An 18,684-nucleotide genomic window follows, 5' to 3' on the forward strand; every position below is an offset into this window, starting at 1 on the left:
ACGGGACACGACCGTCGTCGACGATCGACCACCTCTCGACCACCGCACCCGGTGGGCCACTCGGATGAGGGCGTGCGGCATCGCCACAGGAGACAACCGTGGTTGGCGATCGCCCGGCCTCTCAGCCACGGCGGCCAGTGGGCCACCCCGGATGAGGGCGTGGGGCATCGCCACAGGGGGTGCCTGTGGTGGGGGTGTGCCGGGGACGTCCTGGATGGGAACGGCCGACCAGGTAACGGAAGAGCCGCGCACCGGGGTTCCCGGTGCGCGGCCCTTTCACCTCATCGGGTGGCCTCAGGCTCCCGGAGGCGGGGTCACGTATCCGTTGATGTGCAGGGAAACCGCGCGGATCGAGCCGGTGTCCCCGGCGGCGCCGTCGGTGGCCTTGTAGGTCCAGTTGCCGTTGGCCTGCACCGCGGTGAACGGCGTCAGCGACTGGTTCGGCCGCCACGTGCCCGTGTAGGGCGCCACCGCCGACGACAGCGAGGCGAAGGTGGCCGCCGCCGAGTCGTCGAAGACGACCTGGCAGAGGTTGTTGCCGCTGCCGCCGTTGCGGTTGTGCAGGGTGACGGAGGTGCCGTTGGGGGCGGTGAGGGTGCCGACGAGGTCTTCCACGTAGGTGTGGTCGATGCCCACCGTGGTGGCGCCGATGGCCGAGGTGCACGTGGTGCCGTCGACGGAGAAGGTGACCTTCGACGCCGGGCCGACGCCCGACACCGGGATGGTCACGCTGGCGCCGACCGTGCTGATGTCCGGCACCGCGACGGGCGGTCCCGTGTACGAGAACGTCTGGGCGACGGGCGACGGCCTGCCGACCGGGAACGAGAACGTCCCGCGCGTCGGCGACGCGGCCGCCGCGAAGGTCACCCGGGCGTCCAGCACGACCGGCGTGCCCACCGGGTGGCTCAACGGCACCCGCACGGTGAACTCGCGGTTCACCGTCTGTCCCTTCGCGACGGTGCCGTAGCCCTGGGAGCGCGGGGTGATGACGACGTTGGCCGTCGGCGAGGTCACCACGACGCTGGTGGACACCGCGTCGGCGTCGCCGGTGTTGGTCACCGGCAGGGTCACCGCGACCGTGTCGCCCGGGTCGACCAGGTCCCCGCCGTCGGCGGGCGCGACCTTCGGCGACTGCGCCAGGGCGCGCGGCTGCGGGCTGGCGCCGGTGTAGGCGAGCACCCGGTCGGCCAGGATCACACCCGCCCCGGTGCGGGCGTCGAACCCGGCGGGGCCGAGGTCGACCGCCGTGTTCACCAGTGCCTCGCGCACCTCGGACCGCGCGATCCCCGGGTTGCCGGAGAGGACCAGCGCGGCGATCGCGGCGGCGTGCGGTGCCGCGGCCGAGGTGCCGAAGAACGGCCGGAAGCCGGAGACGCTCGTCTGCACGCCGTCCGCCGCGGTGATGTCCGGCTTGGTGCGCACTTCACCACCCGTGGCGCCGACGTTGCCCGGCGTGATCGGGGTTCCGTTGGGCTGGTAGAAGACCCGCCGCGGGCCGTCGGAGGAGAAGCGCTCCAGCTTGGAGTTGGCGTCGAACGCGCCGGGGAAGGGGCCGCGCGGGTTGGCCGGGTCGCCGGTTTCCAGGTCGAACGGCAGCGGGTTGTTGGCGGGCGCGGCGGCGACGCTGAACGCCTGCTTGGCCGCCGAGTGCCCGACGGTCACGCCGGGGGTGGTGAACGCCTTGAGGCCGTCGGCGGAGTTGGTGAACCGGCCGCGCAGCGCGGAGAGCGACAGGTACCGGTTCTGCCCGTTGAACTTCACGACCGCCAGCCGCAGCCCGGCGCCGGTGGCGGGGGTGCGCAGCAGCTCGAACGGGTCCTGGGTGCCGTCCTGCACGTCCTGGCTGAACGCGACGACGTTGCCCGCGCTGTCGAACAGGTACAGGTCGTAGTCGTTGGCGGAGGCGCCGAGCGGGTCCGACCAGTGCAGGGTGACGGGCACCGAGGTGGACTCGGTGGACACCGGCTCGAAGACCTGCGTGGTGGCCGAAGGGTCGAAGTCGTGCGCGGTGCCCGCGAACTTGCCGACGACGTGGCCGGAGTCGACGAAGTCGCCCTCCCAGTGGCCGGACGTGCCGTCGCCGGTGTTGCCGTCGTTGCCCGCGGAGGAGAAGAACAGCGCGCCGTCGGCGGTGACGTCGTTGACCGCGCGGGCGATCAGGCCGTCCTGGAACGGGGATTCGACGAAGTACAGGACGTCGTCGACGATGATGTCGCAGCCGTGGTTGCGGCGCAGGGTGCGGATGTTGTCGGCGAAGCTGGCCTCGCTGTTGAACGCGGAGGCGAAGCCGAGCTCGGCGCCGGGGGCCAGGTCGTGCAGGATCTCCAGCATCGCGGTGCCCTCGTCGCCCTCACCCTCCTGGGTGGGCACGACGTCGACGGCGGGCAGTTCGCCCGCGGCCTGGGAGACCTCGAGCGAGTCGATGCCGTCGGAGAGCGCGCAGAGCTTCACGCCGACGCCGGTGACGCCGTAGGTGGCGCGGGCGGTGTCGGCGTTGTGCGCGCGGTCGCCCTCGCTGGTGACGACGGCGGCGCGGCCGCTCTCCCGCGCCTCGACCGCGGCGCGGACGCGCTCGGCGATGCGGGCGGCCTTCTGCTCCTTGGACTCCGGCTTGGCGGGAACGCCCGCGCGCGGCTGCTGCGCCGCGGTGATCGCACCCGCGGCCTCGCTCACGTGCCGCACGTCGGGGCGGCCCGCGACCGCGGTCAGCGCGGCGAGCGGGACGTCGGCGCGCACGGCACCGGCGTCGGTGGACACCGACCGGATTCCCGCGCCCGCCTTGGTGAGGGAGCCGAGCAGGTCGTCGGAGACCTTGTCGGCGGTGATGTCGACGAGCACGGTGCCGCCGGACGAGACCTTGGCCCCGGTCTGCACGCGCGGTACCGCCGCGGCGGCGGCGCGGTCGCGGCGCAGCTTCTGCTCGACCAGCAACCGGCTGTCCAATTTGGACTCGGCCTTGGTCTGGACCTGCTTGAACCGCTGCAACGCCGCGATCTGCCGCGCGGCGTTGTCCTGCGCGGCGGTCGCGGGCAGCGGCTGGGCCGCCACCGGCGCGACGACCCCGAACACCAGCGCGGCGGCGCAAGTGGCCGTCACGGCTGGGCCGCGACGCGACAGCGCCGATCTCGACCGGACTGGGCGATCGGATGAACGCACGGGTCCTCCCCCGTCTGTGCGTGCCCCGACCCACGCGCACCGACGCCGGGGAAGCCCCCGGCGACGCCAACGTAGGGTTCACACCAACGGGTGGACATCTACCGTTCGAGTGATGATCACTCACATGATGTGACGCTCGGTATTTACCCACCACTGTCTTGCGACGCCCGATACGGCTAAGTGCCAACAAGATCTCGCCGAGCGTGGTGGTCTGTCTTGACAGCGCCCGATGCCCGCGACGGGCACCCGGGCCACGCGGGAACGTCCCGTCCGGGCGTTCGCGGGAGGTCGCCCGGACGGTCCGGAGTCATCGGGAACGGAGAACGCCGGAACCTCGGTCCGCTTGCGTGGTCGACAGGCGTACGGCGATGCCGAGCCGCCCGCTCGGCCGTCCACACTCGGCCCGGCTCACTCGCGGTTGGTCCCACCGACTTGCCTGTCGCGCGGAAGCAGGCGGCCGGGCCGTCGACGGGACGAGCCCGTCCCAAGACTCTCGTTTGGCTGGCTGGAACACCCTGCGGCTACGGCAACATCGGGCCAAGCAGCCGTGTGGAGCCCCGGCCCGCCGCACCGCTTCTCGCTCGTCGCCAACGCCCGCGAGGGGTCCCCCGCAATAGGGGAACCCCTATTTCAATTCTCTTCGGTCGCGGCGGGCGGGCGAAGTGGTGCAGGCGGGTCTGTGGACAACTTCGACGCATGTGGCCGGACACCGAAATCACGCCCCGAGCGGCGGCGGCCAGGGCGCCGACCGCGCGGGCTACAGGACGAAGGCGTCCGACCAGAACTGGCCGGTGCGGCCGGAGAGCGCTTCCAGGAGGGTCGCCGCCTGGCCGTCGGTGAGGGAGGCGACGAAGTCGATGACGGCGCGGCCGCGGGCCAGGGACAGCAGGGCCGCCTCGCCCGTCGGGGTGTCGCCGGTGGCGCCGACCAGCGCGCCGGGGTGTTCGTCGCCGAGCCACGTGTACTCGGCGCGGGCGAGTTCGACCAGGTCGTGCAGGCGGCGCGGGAGGCGGTCGGCTTCGTAGCGGTCGGCGAGCCACTGCTCCAGCGCCTCGACCAGCTTGGTCAGCAGCCGGGCCTGGCCGCGCTGGTGCAGGGCCAGGTCGGGGCGCAGCAGCACGAAGCGCCGGTGGACGAACTTGAGGACCTGCACCTCGTGCCACTGCCCGCCGCCGAGCAGGACGTGCCCGGAGCGGGTGGGCGGGTCGGCGATGACGTGCACGCCCGCGACCAGCCGCGCGGTCCAGCCGGAGGAGAAGCGGCCGAACGCCTGCTCCGCGTCGACCGAGCCGTCGAAGGGCACCGACAGCAGGTCGTCGACCAGTTCCGCGCGCACCCGCGACACCGCGGCGGCGAAGGCGTCGTCGTCGAAGATCCAGGAGTCGCGGGCCAGCAGCCGCCTGCGCAGCCGCTCCAGGGACTGGCCGGGGCGGCGGCCCGCGGTCAGGTCGCTGGGGTCGAGGCGGGCGAACTCGCGGCGGTCGGACTCCCACTGGCCCAGCTCGGCCGACACCGGGGCGTGCTGCAGGACGCCGATCCGGTGGAAGTCCTCGAGGTCGTGGATGGCGTAGGCGATGTCGTCGGCGTTGTCCATGATCGACGCCTCGACGGTCTGCTGCCACGGCTCGACCAGCCCGTCGAACACCGCGCGGGCCTCGGCGAGGTCGTCGAGCTCGGTGACGTACGCGGAGAACTTGCTGGACCCGGTCCCCGGCGAGTCCGCCGGTTCGGCGGCGCCGCGCGGCGGGTCGGCCAGGTCGCGGGGGTGCGGGACGGGGTGGGACAGGCGCGTCCACGGGTACTTCAGCGTCGCCGCGCGGACGGCGGCGGTCAGGTCGAGCCCGGCGGCGCTGGGGCCGCGGGTGTCGGTCGTGGTGATGATGCGGAAGCTCTGCGCGTTGCCCTCGAACCCGTCGGACAGCCCGAAGCGGTGCCGGGCCAGGCGGTCGAGGACCTGCTCGCCGAGGTGCCCGAACGGCGGGTGGCCGAGGTCGTGGGCCAGGGCGGCGGCCTCGACCACGTCCGGGTCGCAGCCGCCGAGGTCGGCGATGAGCGGCGCGGCCTCCGGGTCGGCCGCCAACCGCTCCGCGATGGCCCGCGCCACCTGGGCCACCTTGAGGCTGTGCGTCAACCGGTTGTGCAGCAACCCGGACCCGCTGGCGCTGACCACCTGCGTGACCCCGCCCAACCGCGCGAAGAACGGCGACGCCACGATCCGGTCCCGGTCGGCCCGGAACGGGTTGGCCGTCAGGTCGTTCGCGGCCCGCGCCCCGTCGCGCCGCGCCACCCGCCGCTGCTCGTGATCCGACATGCGCCGAGCCTAGACAGGCCCGTCCACCGATGCGGGACGGCGGTCGACCGACGCCACGTCACCGTTCGCCCCGGCCCGTCGGCCGGCCCCTTGAGCCCGCCCCGGCACGATCCTCCGCGAGGGGCGCTTCGCAGGCTCCGTCACCGCCCCCGCGCTTTCACTGCCGACGTCGACGCCGGCGCAGCCCCCGCCACTCCACTGGGGGGACAGCCCTGCTCCAGCTTATCGGCGGTGCGGGCTTTTCCTTGATGGGCGAGAAACTTGTGTACTTTTCATCGTGACGTCGCAGGTCACGGCGCGGACTGAGTGGGGGGAGAGTGGCGGGCGAAGCTCCCGGTAAGACAGCAGTCGACCAAGATCCGATGCCCCAACCGGGAGCCTCGCCGTGCTGTCTTACCCTGCCGCGATTCCGCTGTCCAACCACACCCTCGTCCACTTGGCCGATCTCATCCGCGCGGAGCGGACGCGACCTAGGTCCCGATGGCGTCGACTGGAACCCGGTCGCCAGGCACTGCTCGTACTTGCCCACCTGCGCAACGGTGACACCCACGCCCGCCTCGCGGTCGGATCCGGCATCTCCCACAGCACCGCCCGGCGCTACATCCGTGAAGCGGTGGACCTCCTCGCCGGCTCGGCCGAGGACCTCCGTGCCGCCGGCGAAAGGGCTGCCCGACTGGCCTACGCGGTCCTTGACGGCACCCTCGTTCCGATCGACCGCGTCGCCGACCAGAAGCCGTACTTCTCGGGGAAACACCGACGCCACGGCGTCAACGTGCAGATCCTCGCCGACCCGGCAGGGCGGTTGGTGTGGGCCTCGCCAGCCCTACCGGGCGCCGTCCACGACCCGACCGCAGCCCGCGCACACGGCTTGATCGACATGCTGACCACCAACGACGTCACCGCTTTCGCCGATAAGGCGTATCAAGGCGCGGGTGGCACGGTGCGCACTCCGTTCAAGCGCCACGCCACCCGGCAACGGCTCTCACGCGACCAGAACGCGGTCAACCGGGCACATGCCCGCATCCGCGCACTCGGCGAACGCGCCGTGTCGCTGCTCAAGGGCCGGAAGATCCTGCTCAAGCTCCGCTGCTGCCCACGCCGAGCCACCGCGATCGTCGTCCTGCACCATATCGAAACCTGCCGTCAACCACGATGAAAAGGGTTCACTGCTCGGGGGTATGTGGATAACCCGCGGAGTCGGGAAGTCGGCAAAAGATGATCTTAATGGGCGACCGACAGCGGGATTTGAGCTGGTGGGGCGGGATGCGCCTCGAGCCGGTGGGCCGGAGCGGAGGGCGGTGGAACTTGGACTGGGAGGAGTGGTCCGTGGACGAATCCGGCCTGTTGACAACGTGGCCCGGATCGGGCGGCGGGATGGGTCGCGGCGAGGTGTGGCCGAGACGGCTGCGTGGTGGGGGCGGAATACGTTCGCGAGGGCTGGCAGAGGAAGCGATCTGTACTTGTTCGGTGAGGTGAGAGGTCGACTCGGGTTGGCGGGGAAGCCGGCCGCGGGTGAGTCTGGGCGGAGGGGCGAGTGGAGGTGGGTCGGTGGAGCGGCTGGACGTCGTGGTGGTCGGGTCCGGACCGGCGGGGTGGGCGGTGGCGGCGGCGTGCGTTGGCGAGGGGCTGGCGACGGCCGTGGTGGGCCCCAAGGTCGGCGAGGTGTGGGGGTCGACCTTCGGGGTATGGGGTGATCAGGTCGACGGGCTCCCCATGGGCGCGAAGGTGAAGCGGGCCACCAAAGTGTGGGGATCCGGACGGGAGCTGCGAAGGGGCTACGCCGTGCTGGACAACCCCTCCGTGGTGGCGGCGTTCCGCGCCATCGGTGTCGTCGAGGTGGTGGACAAGGTCGTGACGGCCGAGTTCGGCCCTCGAGGGGCCACCGTGGTGTTGGGGTCGGGGCGGCGGGTCGCGTGCGCGGTCGTTGTCGACGCGAGTGGGTTTCGGCGGGTTCTGTCCGGGGGGCCCGTGCGGGGTACCCGGGTGGAGCAGACGGCCTACGGGGTTGTGGTGCGTTCCTCGGACGTCGGTCCTCCGGTCCATTCGGGTGAGGCGGTCTTCATGGACTGGGGGCTCCCCCCGACCTTCCTCTACGCCGTCCCGCTGCCCGGGGACCGCGTCCTGCTGGAGGAGACCTCCCTCGCCGCGCGCCCCGGGATCGGGTGGGGGGAGCTCAAGGACCGCCTCCACGCCCGGATCGGTCCGGTGTCGCCGCTGGCGGTGGAACGGGTCCGGTTCCCCCTCGACGTGCCCGCGACCCCGGTCCGCCACCGCGGCTGCGTTCCCTTCGGCGCCGCGGCGGGGATGGTGCACCCGGCCACCGGGTACAGCGTGGGCGACGTGCTCGCGACCGCCCCCCGGGTCGCCACCGCCATCGCGGCGGGGCTGGCGCGGGATCCGGTCACGGCGGCCGGGGCGGGGCGGGCCGCGGTGTGGTCGCCCGGGCCGCGGGTGGTGCACGCCCTGCGCCGGTACGGGTTGCGGGCGCTGCTCGGGCTGCCGCCGCGGCGGTTGCCCGAGTTCTTCGGCGCCTTCTTCGACCTCCCCGAACCGCTGCAGCGGGCCTACCTGAGCGAACGCGAGCGACCCCGGGAGGTCGCCGCGGCGATGCTCGGAGTTTTCCGGGCCGTCCCGTGGGAGATTCGCCGGAAGCTGTTGGTATCCCGACATTCCCCACCCGGATGACCAACGGCCCCACGGAGATCGTTATCCGAAACACACGAAGATGAACAGATGGTGACTAACTATCACCACAGCGCGATAGCCGGGCAAGATGACAGGGTGACCGTCGCGACGGATGTCAGCTTCGCCTTCCAGCCGTTGCTCAGCACCCGCACCGGGGAGCCCGTGGCCGTCGAGGCCCTGGCCCGCCCGCGCAGTGGTGACGTGTACGGCCTGCTGCGCTCCGCGGGACGGGCGGGACGGCTGGTGGAGACCGACATCTCGCTGGCCAGCCGGGCCGTCCTCGCCGCCGCCCGGCCGGACCCGCCGCTGCCGCTGCACGTCAACATCGTCGCGGCGACCGCCACCGCCGCCGAGGACCTGGCGCGGTTCCTGCGCCCCGCCCTGGCGCAGACCGGCCGCAAGCCCGCGGACGTGGTCCTGGAGATCACCCCGCCGTTCAGCCGGGTGCACCGCGCCGAGCTGATCAACGGGCTGGACGCGCTGCGCGCCGAGGGCTACCGCATCGCCTTCGACTCCCTCGGCGACGGCGACCTGCCGCTGTCGCTGCTCGCCGACGTCGGACCGGACCTGGTCAAGGTCGACGCGCACCTGGTCGCCGGGCTGCCGGACGACCCGGCGAGCCTCGCCGTGGTCGAGTGCCTCGCCCAGTACTGCACCCGGACCGGCGTCCGCCTCGCCGCGGTCGGGGTGGAGTCGGAGGACCAACTGCTCTGCCTCAACAGGCTCGGTGTCCGGCTGGCGCAGGGCAACCTGCTGGCCGGGGAGAGCCGCTCCGGCGGGATCTCGCTGCCGCTGCCGCGCCCGGTCGCGGAGATCATCGAGCTGAACGCCACCACCGGCGCGTCCACCGTGCCGCTGGTGTCGGACTACCTGCGCCCGGCCACCACGATGTCCGAGGAGGCCACCGCGGAGGACGCGCGGGCCACCTTCGCCGACGACCCGAAGGTCACCAGCGTGGTGCTGGTCGACGCGGAGGGCAGGCCGGTGAGCACGTTGCTGCGCAGCCGGTTCCTGCTCGCGGTCGCCGGTCTCTACGGGCACGCGCTCAACGCGAAGAAGCCCGCGGTGCGGCACGGCGACAACCCGCGCGCCATCCGCGCGGACGCGACCTGCCTGCAGCTGCTGGACCTGGTCGGCGAGGCCGACCACGACCGGCAGGGCGACGAGGTCGTGGTGGTCGACGCCGACCGGGTGTGCGTCGGCGTGGTGCGGCTGTCCGAGGTGGTGCGCGGGGTGGCCGAGGCCAAGATCGAGCAGGCCGCCGCGCTCAACCCGTTGACCCGGCTGCCCGGCAGCGAGGCGGTGGACCGCGACATCGACCGGCGGATCCACGCCGCGGAGATGTTCGTGGTGGCCTGGCTGGACGTGGACGCGTTCAAGCGGGTCAACGACACCGTCGGGTTCGCCGCAGGCGACGACCTGATCCGGCACATCGGCCGCGTCCTCTCCGACGCCGAGCGGGACCTGCCCGGCACCCGGGTGGCGCACGTCGGCGGCGACGACTTCCTGGTCGTCACCGACCTCGACGAGATCACCGCGCTGGCCTCCCGGCTGGTGGACCGGCAGTGGACGACGGAGAACATGGCCGTCACGGTGTCGCTGGCGTCCCTGGTGTGCGGGGTGGGCTCGGTGTCCTCCTACCGCGAGGCGTCGCGGCTGCTCGCGCCGCTCAAGCAGCGCGCGAAGGCCGTGCCGGGGTCGAGTTGGGTGCTCGGCCGCCCCGGCACCGACCGGATCGAGGTGCTGCGCGGCGCCCGCGCCCAACACGCCAGGGTGAGCTGAGAACCTCCACAAGACCTCCACGCCCGCGGCCCGCAGCCGCGGGCGTGGCGCGTTTCTGGGCACGACTCGCACGATTCCTCCACCACACCTCCACAGTGGACGGCCAACACTGTCCGGGGCCACCGCGTCTTCTCCGGTGGCACGAGGAGGAGGGGGTCTGGGTGGCTCGCACACCCGAACCGGACTGGTGGGCACCGACCGCGGTGTTGGCCGTGGGGTGCGCGACGACGCTGGTGGCCCTGGCCTCGGGCAGCGGGTTGTGCGCGGGCCTGCGGTGGTTGTTCGACCTCCTCGCCGCCTGGATCGACAGCGTCCGCCCACTGTGATGAGGGCGGGGAGGAGCACGTGTGCAGGACGTACGGCCGATGGCACCGGTCTACCAGTTCGAGGTCCGCAAGACGTACGAACCGTCGTGGTGGGCGCCGACGGTGTTGTTCGTCGTGGCGTGGGGGCTGGTGTTCTGGACGCTCGACAACCGGGCCGCGATCATCTGCGGTGGCAGCCCGACGGGCAACCTCACCATCTGGCTGCGCTACACGCTCGCGTTCTTCGCGCTGCTGCGCGCGGCCAAGCTGTTCCAGGAGTGGGGCGGCTGGCGTGCGGGGTTGACCTGCCGGATGGCCGCACTGGTCTTCCTGGCCTTCACCCTCGCCCACGACTGGCCACCGCTGCCGAACAAGGTCTGGTTCGCGCTCAACTGCTGGTACTGAACGGGATGGGGTGAAGAAGGCATGCGCGACACGTGGCCGCTGGTGGCGTCCGAACGACCGGGTCCTCGCGAAGTGCCTGTGGCGCTGAACGAGGAGGAGGACCACGTGGTCGAGTACGACCCGCCGTCCTGGTACCACTTGGCGTTCCGGTGGCGGGACCGCGACCCGAGTTGGTGGCGGCCCGTCCTGGTGCTGGTCGCGGGGTGGGCGGTGACGTTCTCCACGCTGGCCGACCCGGGGCCGGTCCTCTGCGGCGTGCCGTTCGGCGGGGTGGTGATGCTGCTCCGGTACTCGTTCACCGGCTACGCGACGCTGCCGGCCCTGCGGCGGCTGCGGGAGTGGGGCGGGCGGCCGGTCTCGCGGGCACGGCGGGCCTGCTCGCGTTCACGCTCACCCACACCTGGCCGCCGCTGCCGCACGAGGCGTACGCGACCGTCGTGTGCTTCCCCCTCTAATCCACCACAGTGGACAGTTCCGCGCGGTTGCGGATGCCCAGTTTGCGGTAGATGCGGGTCAGGTTCGCCTCCACCGCCTTGATCGACAGGTGCAGGGCCGCCGCGATCTGGCGATTGGTGGCACCCTCTCGCAACCTGCCGAGGATCTGGTTCTCCAGCTCGCTCAGTGGCGCGTCGGGAGCGTCCAGTTTGGACAGTTCGGCCGCGGCCAGCTCCACCCAGGGCAGGCAGCCCGCATCCGTGTACCGGCGCAGCGCCTCGGCGAAGGCCTCTCGCGCGGCGGCCTTGCGGCGGGCGCGGCGTTCCAGGGTCCCCAGGGTGAACCAGGCGCGGGCCAACTCCAGCGGGTACGGGTGTGCCTCCGGTAACGCCTCCCGCAGCGCGTCCGCCGCTGGGCGGGGGTGGCCGGAGACGGCCATCATCACGGCCGCGGCCCGGTCCAGCCCGAGGGTGACCACGGCGCGGCCCTGTGCGGCCACCCGGGCGCGGGCCGCGCGCAGCGCCTCTCGGGCCAGGTCCAGGCCGCCGGACAGCGCCAGGGATTCCGCCAGGTCGGCGTCGTGCAGGAACAGGGCGGGGTCGGTGAAGCCGATGTCGTGCAGGGTCCGCTGGCACTCCCCCAGGAGTCTGGCCGCGGTGGCGTGGTCGCCGCGCAGGATGGCGACGCGGCCGCGCAGGCCCAGCGCGTAGCCCGCCCACTCGCTGTCGCGGGCCTGTTCGTCCGCCTCGGACGCGCGGGCCAGCAGGTCCGCCGCCAGGTCGAGGCTGCCGGTGTTCAGCTCGGCGAGCGCGCGCATGGTCAGACCGATGCCGGGGTGCCGGTCGACGTCGACCCGCAGCGACGCGCCGAGGAGGGCGACGCGGCGGGCCTCGGCGCAGCGGCCCGCGCGCTCGTAGGCGGAGGTGAGCGAGTACAGCACGGCGATCAGGTCCCGGACCCGCCCCGACGACTCGGTTTCGCGGCGCAGTTCCTCCAGCCGCTCGACGGCAGCGGCGACCTCGCCGCGGCGCAGGCTGATCACCGCGAGGTAGACCCGGGAGAACACCACCGGTTCCGACAGCGGGGCGCCGGTAACCCGGGCCGCCAGCCTGCCCAGCAGGTCCGACTCGACCTCGGGCCCGGCCACCGCGGCGAACGGGATGCGCATGATCAGCGACCGGACGGGCAGCGTCGGGTCGTCGGCGAGCGCGGCGAGCCGGTCGGCCTCGTCGAGCCGGGCCTGGGCCTCGGTGACCTGACCGAGGTGGGTGCTCACCTCGGCGCGGCGCAGCAGCACCGACGCCAGCAGCGTCGGGTCGTCGCCCGCGTCGGCGACCACCTCGTCGAGCAGCCCGGCGGCGGCGACGATGTCGCGCCCGGCCAGGTCGAACAGCAGCAACCGGGCCCACGCCCTGGTGGTGCCCGCCGCGGTGCGCAGCAGCGCCTGGCACAGGTCGGCGGCGGTCGCGCTGAGCCCGGCCGCGGCGGCGGCGCGTGCGGCGGCCAGCAGCCGCGCGGCCCGCTCCCCCGGCTCCGGCGTGCGCTCGGCGGCCAGCCGCAGCAGGTCGGCGGCGCTGCCGGGGGCACCGCGGGACACCGCGAGCGCCGCCGCCTCGACCAGGTCGGCGGCGATCGGCGCGTCCGGGCGGGCGGTGGCCAGCGCGCGGTGCCGGGCCCGTTCGATCGGGTCGGACACCGCCGCGGCCAGCACGGCGTGCGCGGCGGTCCGCTGGTCCGCGGTGGCCTCGGCGGCGACGATCTCGCCGAGCAGCGGGTGGCTGAACCGCAGCCCGCCGTCGTGGTCGGCGACCAGCACCCCGGCGGCGCGCGCGGCGGCCAGCCCGGGGTCGCCCAGCGGCACGAGGTCCAGGCCGGGCCGCACCGCGACAGTCACCAGCCGCAGGACGTCCCAGGCCCGGTCGGGCAGCGCGGCGAGCCGGGCGCAGACCAGTTCGCGCAGCCTGCCGGGCACCGGCAAGGGCTCGTCCTCGGGCACCGAGCCGCCGTGGCGCAGCAGCGCGCGGCCCAGTTCCAGGGCGTAGAGCGGGTTACCGCCCGCGGCCCGGCCGACGCGGGCGGCGGTGGCGGGCGGCAGCGGGTCGTCGAGCCGGGTGCGCAGCAGTTCGCCGAGCGACTCGAGGTCGATGCCCGGGACCTCGACCTCCAGCGGCGGCGCCGGGGACAGGTCGGCGCGGGTCGGGTCGCCGTCGCCGCACTCGGCGAGCAGCACGACCACGGGGTGGTCGCCGAGCCTGCGCGCGGCGAAGGCCAGCACGTCGGCGCTGGGCTGGTCGAGCCACTGGGCGTCGTCGACGACGAGCAGCAGCGGGCCGTCGTCGGCGAGGCCGCGCAGCAGGTCGACCACGGCCAGGCGCAGCGCGAGCGGGTCGACCGGGTGCGCGGCGGGGGCGCGCAGCAGCGCGGTGTCCAGTGCGGACCGCAGGTGGTCGGGCAGGCACGCGGCGCGTTCGGCGAGGACCTTGGCCAGCAGGTCGTAGAGGGCCACGTGCGGCAGGTCGCGGTCGGCGGCGGCGGGGCGGGTGCGCAGCACGTGCGCGTAGTCGGGGCGGACCTGGTCGAGGAGGGTGCCGAGCAGCAGGGACTTGCCGATGCCGGACGGGCCGTGCAGGAGCACACCGCGGCCGTCGGCGAGCGCGCCGAGGCAGCGGGAGAGCAGTGCGGTCCGGCCGAGGACCGGGGGTGCGGCCGACATAAGCCGAGAACGTACCCAACGCCCGGTTGCCCGGACGAGGCGCAAGTCACACGAATTTCTCGCCGTCGCGGCGTGTAACCGTCCACCCGCGACAGAGCGACGGGCGGTTGTCGTGCTCGATCGCCGGTTCCAGCGGGGCTGGTCGGTGGCGCGAGGTCAGGCACCCAACGGCTTCTCGGAGTGTCCGATATCACCCCACATCGGACCAAAGGGGTCGGACAACGCGATCCGCCAGCCGGACAAAGCGGTCGGAATGTGCGAAGTGGACGGCCGACCGCCGGGAAAGTCTACGGGTGGAAAACTTCCGACCCGGGCCGGACAACCCGGGAAGCCTGTCCTGACTGGGAATGGGAACGCGCGGGCGAAGCCGCGGCGGTCCGGCGCAGTGGTCCCGGGCCGCCGCGGCCGTTCCCCGGCTCCGGGCGGGGCCACACCGCCGGAGCCGGGGAACGGGTCAACCGATCAGCCGAGGCTGACGTCGTCGAGCAGGAAGTTGGTCGCCAGGTAGGCGTCCTCCACGCCCGCGAACCGCAGGGTCACGGTCTGCCCCTTGTAGGCGGACATGTCGAGCGTGCGCTCGACGTAGCCGCTGCTGGCGTTCGCGTTGGAGTACGTCACCTTGGTGGTGCCGTTGACCTGGACCTTGAGCGTGTCGTACGCCGTGGTCCCGGTCTCCTGCGTGGTGACCTTCAGCCAGTACCGCAGGGTCGGGGTGCCCGAGGACGGGACCGTCACCTGCTGGCTGATCGCCTCGTTGGCGGTCGAGCCGTTGCCGAGCAGCCAGGCGTAGTACGAACCGGTGCGCGCGGTCTGCTGCGTGCTGTTGGTGACCACGGCCTGCTCCGACCACCCGGTCTGACCGGACTCGAAACCGCCGTTGGTGATGGCGTTGCCGGTCGGCGGCGTGGTCGGGCCCGTCGTGGTCGTCGTCGGACCGGTGGGGCTGGTGGTGCTGGTCGGCGGGGTGGTGGTCCCGGGGTTCGGCAGCGCGGTGCCGACGCTGACGGCGGCCCACGCGACGCTGGTCAGGTACCGCTCCTGGCTGTTGGTGCCGTACAGGTCCGCGGCGGCCTGCAGGGTCGCGGTGCGCGCCCCGGCGTAGTTGGTCGTCGAGGTCATGTACGTGCTCAGCGCGCGGTAGAAGATCGCCGCGGCCTTGTCCTTGCCGATACCCGCGAAGGTGGTGCTGTTGCAGGTGCCGCCGGTGTGCGAGAGCCCGCCGATGGTCTTGCTGCCGGTGCCCTCGGACGCCAGGTAGAACCAGCGGTTGCCGATGCCCGACGAGTAGTGCACGTCGACCTGGCCCGCGGTGGAGCGCCAGCAGCCGAGGCTGGAGCCGTCCGCGGCCGGGTTGTCCATCCGGCGGAAGTAGCCGGTGGGCATGCGCAGCTTCTCGCCGATGTAGTAGTCACCCGGGTCGTTGGGGTTGTTCGCGGAGAACTCGACCATGGTGCCGAAGATGTCGCTGGCGGACTCGTTGAGGCCGCCGGACTCGCCGGAGTAGTTGAGGTTCGCCGTGGCCGCGGTGACGCCGTGGGTCATCTCGTGGCCGACCACGTCGATCTCGGTCAGCGGGGTGTTCTGGTTCTGCGAGCTGCCGTCGCCGAAGACCATGCAGAAGCAGGAGTCGTCGTAGAAGGCGTTGAGCAGGCCCGATCCGATGTGGACGTACATCGTGTGGCCCTGGCCGTTGTTGCGGATGCCGTTGCGGCCGTAGGTGTTCTTGTAGAAGTCCCAGGTCTTCGCCAGGCCGTAGTACGCGTCCACGGCGATGGTCTGGCGGTTGCTGAGCTGGCCGTTGCCCCACACGTTGTCGGCGTCGGTGTAGGCGGTGGCGCGCGACGACGGGCTGTTCTCGGAACCGCCGTTGCCGTCGAGCACCCGGGTGTTGCCGCGGCTGGCGTCGGTCAGGGTGTAGTTGCCCGAGCTGCCGCTGGTGGTGATGTCGACGGTGCCGACGTGGTAGCCGTTGCCGGTCGCCTCGTGCCGCTTCTCCCAGCGGTCGAGCAGCGCGCCGGACGCGGCGTCGGTGACGACGACCTCGGCGCCCGCACCTTCCACGGTGGTGCGGTAGGCCAGGACCGGCTTGCCCTTCGCCGCGTAGACGATCAGTTCCGGCTTCGCGGCGCCGGTCTTGTTCTCCGCGGTGAGCGCGGGCGCGGCGGCGGCGGCGCGGGTGGCGGCGATCGCGGGCGTCGTGGTCGCGACGCTGATCGTCTCACCGCTGGCCTTGTCCACGGTGTTGACGCGGCCGTCGGCCGCCCGGTGCACCACGAGGTCGCCGCCGAGGACCGGCAGCTTGTCGTAGGTGCGGTCGTAGCGGACGTGGCGGGTGCCGTCGGTGTCGACGACCACGTCCTTGGCGACCAGCTTCTCCTTGGCGCCCAGGCCCAGGAGGCGGGCCGTGGAGTCGGCTTCACCGCTGGCGCGGTCCAACTCCGCGGCCCGCGCCTGCGGGCTCAGCGCGGCGGCACCCCGAGTGGTGCTCGCGGCTTGGTCTTGCGCGGCGCCGGCCTGGCTGGCGGCCACCCCGATGACCACACCACCCACCGCCGTCGCCACCGCGGTCGCGGCCGCGACCACAGCTTTGCGTGACATGAGTTTTCTCCTCCACCGGACCCGTTAGGACAGGGACCCGGGTCCACGGTGGTGGACCCGGGCTGGCGGGCCGGTGCGGCGAAACTAAGTGGCCGTGCGCACCGTGAAAAACACCACGGGGGATGCGCAAGGGTCACACAAGGGTCCCCCGGGGTTCACTCGACAGTGACGCTTTTGGCTAGATTGCGCGGTTTGTCGATATCGCGGCCGAGCGCCTTGGCGGTGTGGTACGCCAGGAGCTGCAAGGGGATCGTCAGCAGGATCGGGTCCAGTTCGGGCTCACCGCGCGGCACCCGGATGACCTCGTCGGCCAGGCCGTCGGGCAGGTCCGCGTTGGTGACCGCGATGACGGGGCCGCCGCGCGCGCGGATCTGCTCGATGGTGCCGATGTTCTTGGTCAGCAGCTCGTCGTCGGGGACGATCACGACGCTCGGCATCTCGGCGTCGATCAGCGCCAGCGGGCCGTGCTTGAGCTCCGCGGCCTGGTACGCCTCGGCGTGCACGTACGAGATCTCCTTGAGCTTCTGCGCCCCCTCGCGCGCGACGGGCCAGCCGCGCACGCGGCCCAGGAAGAACATGTGCCGCGCGTCGGCGAACCGCTTGGCGATCCGCTCGATCTCCGCGTCCTCGGCCACGATCCGCGCGACCCGCTCCGGCAGCGCGCGCAGCCCGGCGACGATCCGCTGGCCGGAGGCGGCGCTCAGGTCGCGGACCCGGCCCAGCAGCAGGCCGAGCATCGCGAAGGACACCGTCATGTTGGTCAGCGCCTTGGTGGAGGCCACCGACACCTCGGGGCCTGCGTGCAGGAACACGCCGCTGCCGCACTCGCGCGCGATGGCGCTGCCGACGACGTTCACCGCGCCGATCACCCGGCCGCCCTTGCGGCGCAGCTCCTGCACCGCGGCCAGGGTGTCGAGCGTCTCGCCGGACTGGCTGATCGCCACGTAGAGCGTGTCCGGGTCGACGACCGGGTTGCGGTAGCGGAACTCCGAGGCCGGTTCGGCGTCGGCGGGGATGCGGGCCAGCTCCTCGACCAGCGTCGCGCCCATCTGCCCGGCGTAGTAGGCGGAGCCGCAACCGAGGAACTTGACGCGCTTGATCGCGCGCAGCGCCATCGGGTCCAGGCCGAGGCCGCCCAGGTGCGCGGTGGCGAAGCGCTCGTCGAGGCGGCCCGCGAGCGCCCGGGCGATGGCCTCGGCCTGCTCGGCCATCTCCTTGCGCATGAAGTCGCTGTGCCCGCCCAGCTCGTAGTCGTCGGCGACCAGGTCGACGGTGGTGGGCTGCTTGCTGGTGGTGCGCCGCGAGTCCAGCGTGGACGTGCGGTACTCCCCCGCCGTCAGGGTGGCGAGCTCGCCGTCGTCGAGGAACACCACGCGCTGGGTGTGGTGCACGAGCGCGGCCACGTCGGAGGCGACGAACATCTCGCCGTCGCCGACGCCGAGCACGATCGGGCTGCCGTTGCGGGCGACCACCAGCTCGTCGGGGCGGGTGCGGTCGAGCACGACGAGCCCGTAGGTGCCCTCGACGCCGCGCAGGGCGGCGCGAACGGCGTCCTCCAGCGTCGGCGCGCCTGCCAGCTCAGCGGCGACCAGGTGGGCCAGCGCCTCGGTGTCGGTGTCGGAGACCAGCTCGACGCCGTCGGCGACCAGCTTCGCGCGCAGCGCCTCGGCGTTCTCGATGATGCCGTTGTGCACCACCGCGATCCGGCCCTCGGCGTCCAGGTGCGGGTGCGCGTTGCGGTCCGACGGCTCACCGTGGGTGGCCCAGCGGGTGTGCGCGATGCCGGTGGTGGCCGGGCTGGGCGCGGACTCGGCGAGCCGGTCGCGCAGGTCGCGGACCCGGCCCTCGGTCTTGGTCACGGTGATCCGGCCGCGGCGCAGCACCGCGACCCCGGCGGAGTCGTACCCCCGGTACTCCAGCCGGTGCAGGCCCTCGACGAGGACCGGGGTGGCCGCGCGGCCACCGATGTATCCGACGATCCCACACACGTGCGTGCTGCTCCCTTACCCGTAGACGATGCGGCGCAACTGGCGTTCGCTCAGCGCGGGCGCGGCGACCGGTCGGGCGGCCAGTTCGGCGGCCACCCGGGTCCAGATCTGGGCGTTGCGGTACTGCCCGCGCCGCAGCTCGGCGTGCCTGCGCCGGACGTAGTCCTCGACGGTCTCGCCGAAGTAGGCCACGATGTCGGCGACGACCCGCGCGGCCACCTCCGGGGACAACCCGGTGGTACCCGCGACGTGCCGGACGAGGTCCGGCGGCGGTGACTCGGTCACGCCAGACCTTGACACCCGAGA

General features: G+C 72.8%; 11 protein-coding genes. 5 read left to right on the top strand and 6 right to left on the bottom strand.

Annotated elements, in window-relative coordinates; genetic code table 11:
* Positions 1-294: 294 nt before the first annotated feature.
* Positions 295-3,096 (bottom strand): S8 family serine peptidase, encoded by a 2,802-nt coding sequence (locus tag V5P93_RS23850; RefSeq protein ID WP_104480085.1) that lies wholly within the window; start codon positions 3,094-3,096, stop codon positions 295-297.
* A gap of 817 nt (positions 3,097-3,913) precedes the next feature.
* Positions 3,914-5,467, bottom strand: coding sequence for a deoxyguanosinetriphosphate triphosphohydrolase family protein (locus tag V5P93_RS23855; protein ID WP_104480086.1), 1,554 nt, complete (start codon positions 5,465-5,467; stop codon positions 3,914-3,916).
* Positions 5,468-5,852: 385 nt separating this feature from the next.
* On the opposite strand from V5P93_RS23855, the gene V5P93_RS23860 reads away from it, so the two are divergent.
* From V5P93_RS23860 to V5P93_RS23880, 5 genes are all read left to right on the top strand, one after another.
* On the top strand, positions 5,853-6,623 hold the full coding sequence (locus tag V5P93_RS23860; protein ID WP_104480087.1) for a transposase family protein: 771 nt from the start codon (positions 5,853-5,855) through the stop codon (positions 6,621-6,623).
* Between the two features lie 392 nt (positions 6,624-7,015).
* Positions 7,016-8,152 carry a lycopene cyclase family protein gene (locus V5P93_RS23865; RefSeq protein WP_245931353.1) on the top strand — a complete coding sequence of 379 codons (1,137 nt, stop codon included), beginning with the start codon at positions 7,016-7,018 and terminating at the stop codon, positions 8,150-8,152.
* A gap of 96 nt (positions 8,153-8,248) precedes the next feature.
* Positions 8,249-9,934: a bifunctional diguanylate cyclase/phosphodiesterase gene (locus tag V5P93_RS23870; RefSeq protein ID WP_104480088.1), complete on the top strand. Its 1,686-nt coding sequence runs from the start codon at positions 8,249-8,251 to the stop codon at positions 9,932-9,934.
* A 161-nt stretch (positions 9,935-10,095) separates the two neighbouring features.
* Positions 10,096-10,260: a hypothetical protein gene (locus V5P93_RS23875; protein WP_181043574.1), complete on the top strand. Its 165-nt coding sequence runs from the start codon at positions 10,096-10,098 to the stop codon at positions 10,258-10,260.
* Positions 10,261-10,281: 21 nt separating this feature from the next.
* On the top strand, positions 10,282-10,644 hold the full coding sequence (locus V5P93_RS23880) for a hypothetical protein (protein ID WP_146108090.1): 363 nt from the start codon (positions 10,282-10,284) through the stop codon (positions 10,642-10,644).
* Between the two features lie 451 nt (positions 10,645-11,095).
* On the opposite strand, the gene V5P93_RS23885 is transcribed toward V5P93_RS23880, so the two are convergent.
* The 4 genes from V5P93_RS23885 to V5P93_RS23900 all read right to left on the bottom strand — a co-directional run bounded on the left by V5P93_RS23885 (position 11,096) and on the right by V5P93_RS23900 (position 18,663).
* Positions 11,096-13,792, bottom strand: a complete 2,697-nt coding sequence (locus V5P93_RS23885) for an AAA family ATPase (protein WP_104480090.1) — start codon at positions 13,790-13,792, stop codon at positions 11,096-11,098.
* Between the two features lie 462 nt (positions 13,793-14,254).
* Positions 14,255-16,390, bottom strand: a complete 2,136-nt coding sequence (locus V5P93_RS23890; protein WP_104480091.1) for a M4 family metallopeptidase — start codon at positions 16,388-16,390, stop codon at positions 14,255-14,257.
* A 155-nt stretch (positions 16,391-16,545) separates the two neighbouring features.
* Positions 16,546-18,378, bottom strand: coding sequence for a glutamine--fructose-6-phosphate transaminase (isomerizing) (glmS, locus tag V5P93_RS23895; protein WP_104480092.1), 1,833 nt, complete (start codon positions 18,376-18,378; stop codon positions 16,546-16,548).
* A gap of 15 nt (positions 18,379-18,393) precedes the next feature.
* Positions 18,394-18,663, bottom strand: coding sequence for a hypothetical protein (locus V5P93_RS23900; protein WP_104480093.1), 270 nt, complete (start codon positions 18,661-18,663; stop codon positions 18,394-18,396).
* Positions 18,664-18,684 lie beyond the last annotated feature (21 nt).

Origin of the sequence: Actinokineospora auranticolor, from assembly GCF_041897805.1 — a bacterium.
Lineage (GTDB): Bacteria > Actinomycetota > Actinomycetes > Mycobacteriales > Pseudonocardiaceae > Actinokineospora > Actinokineospora auranticolor.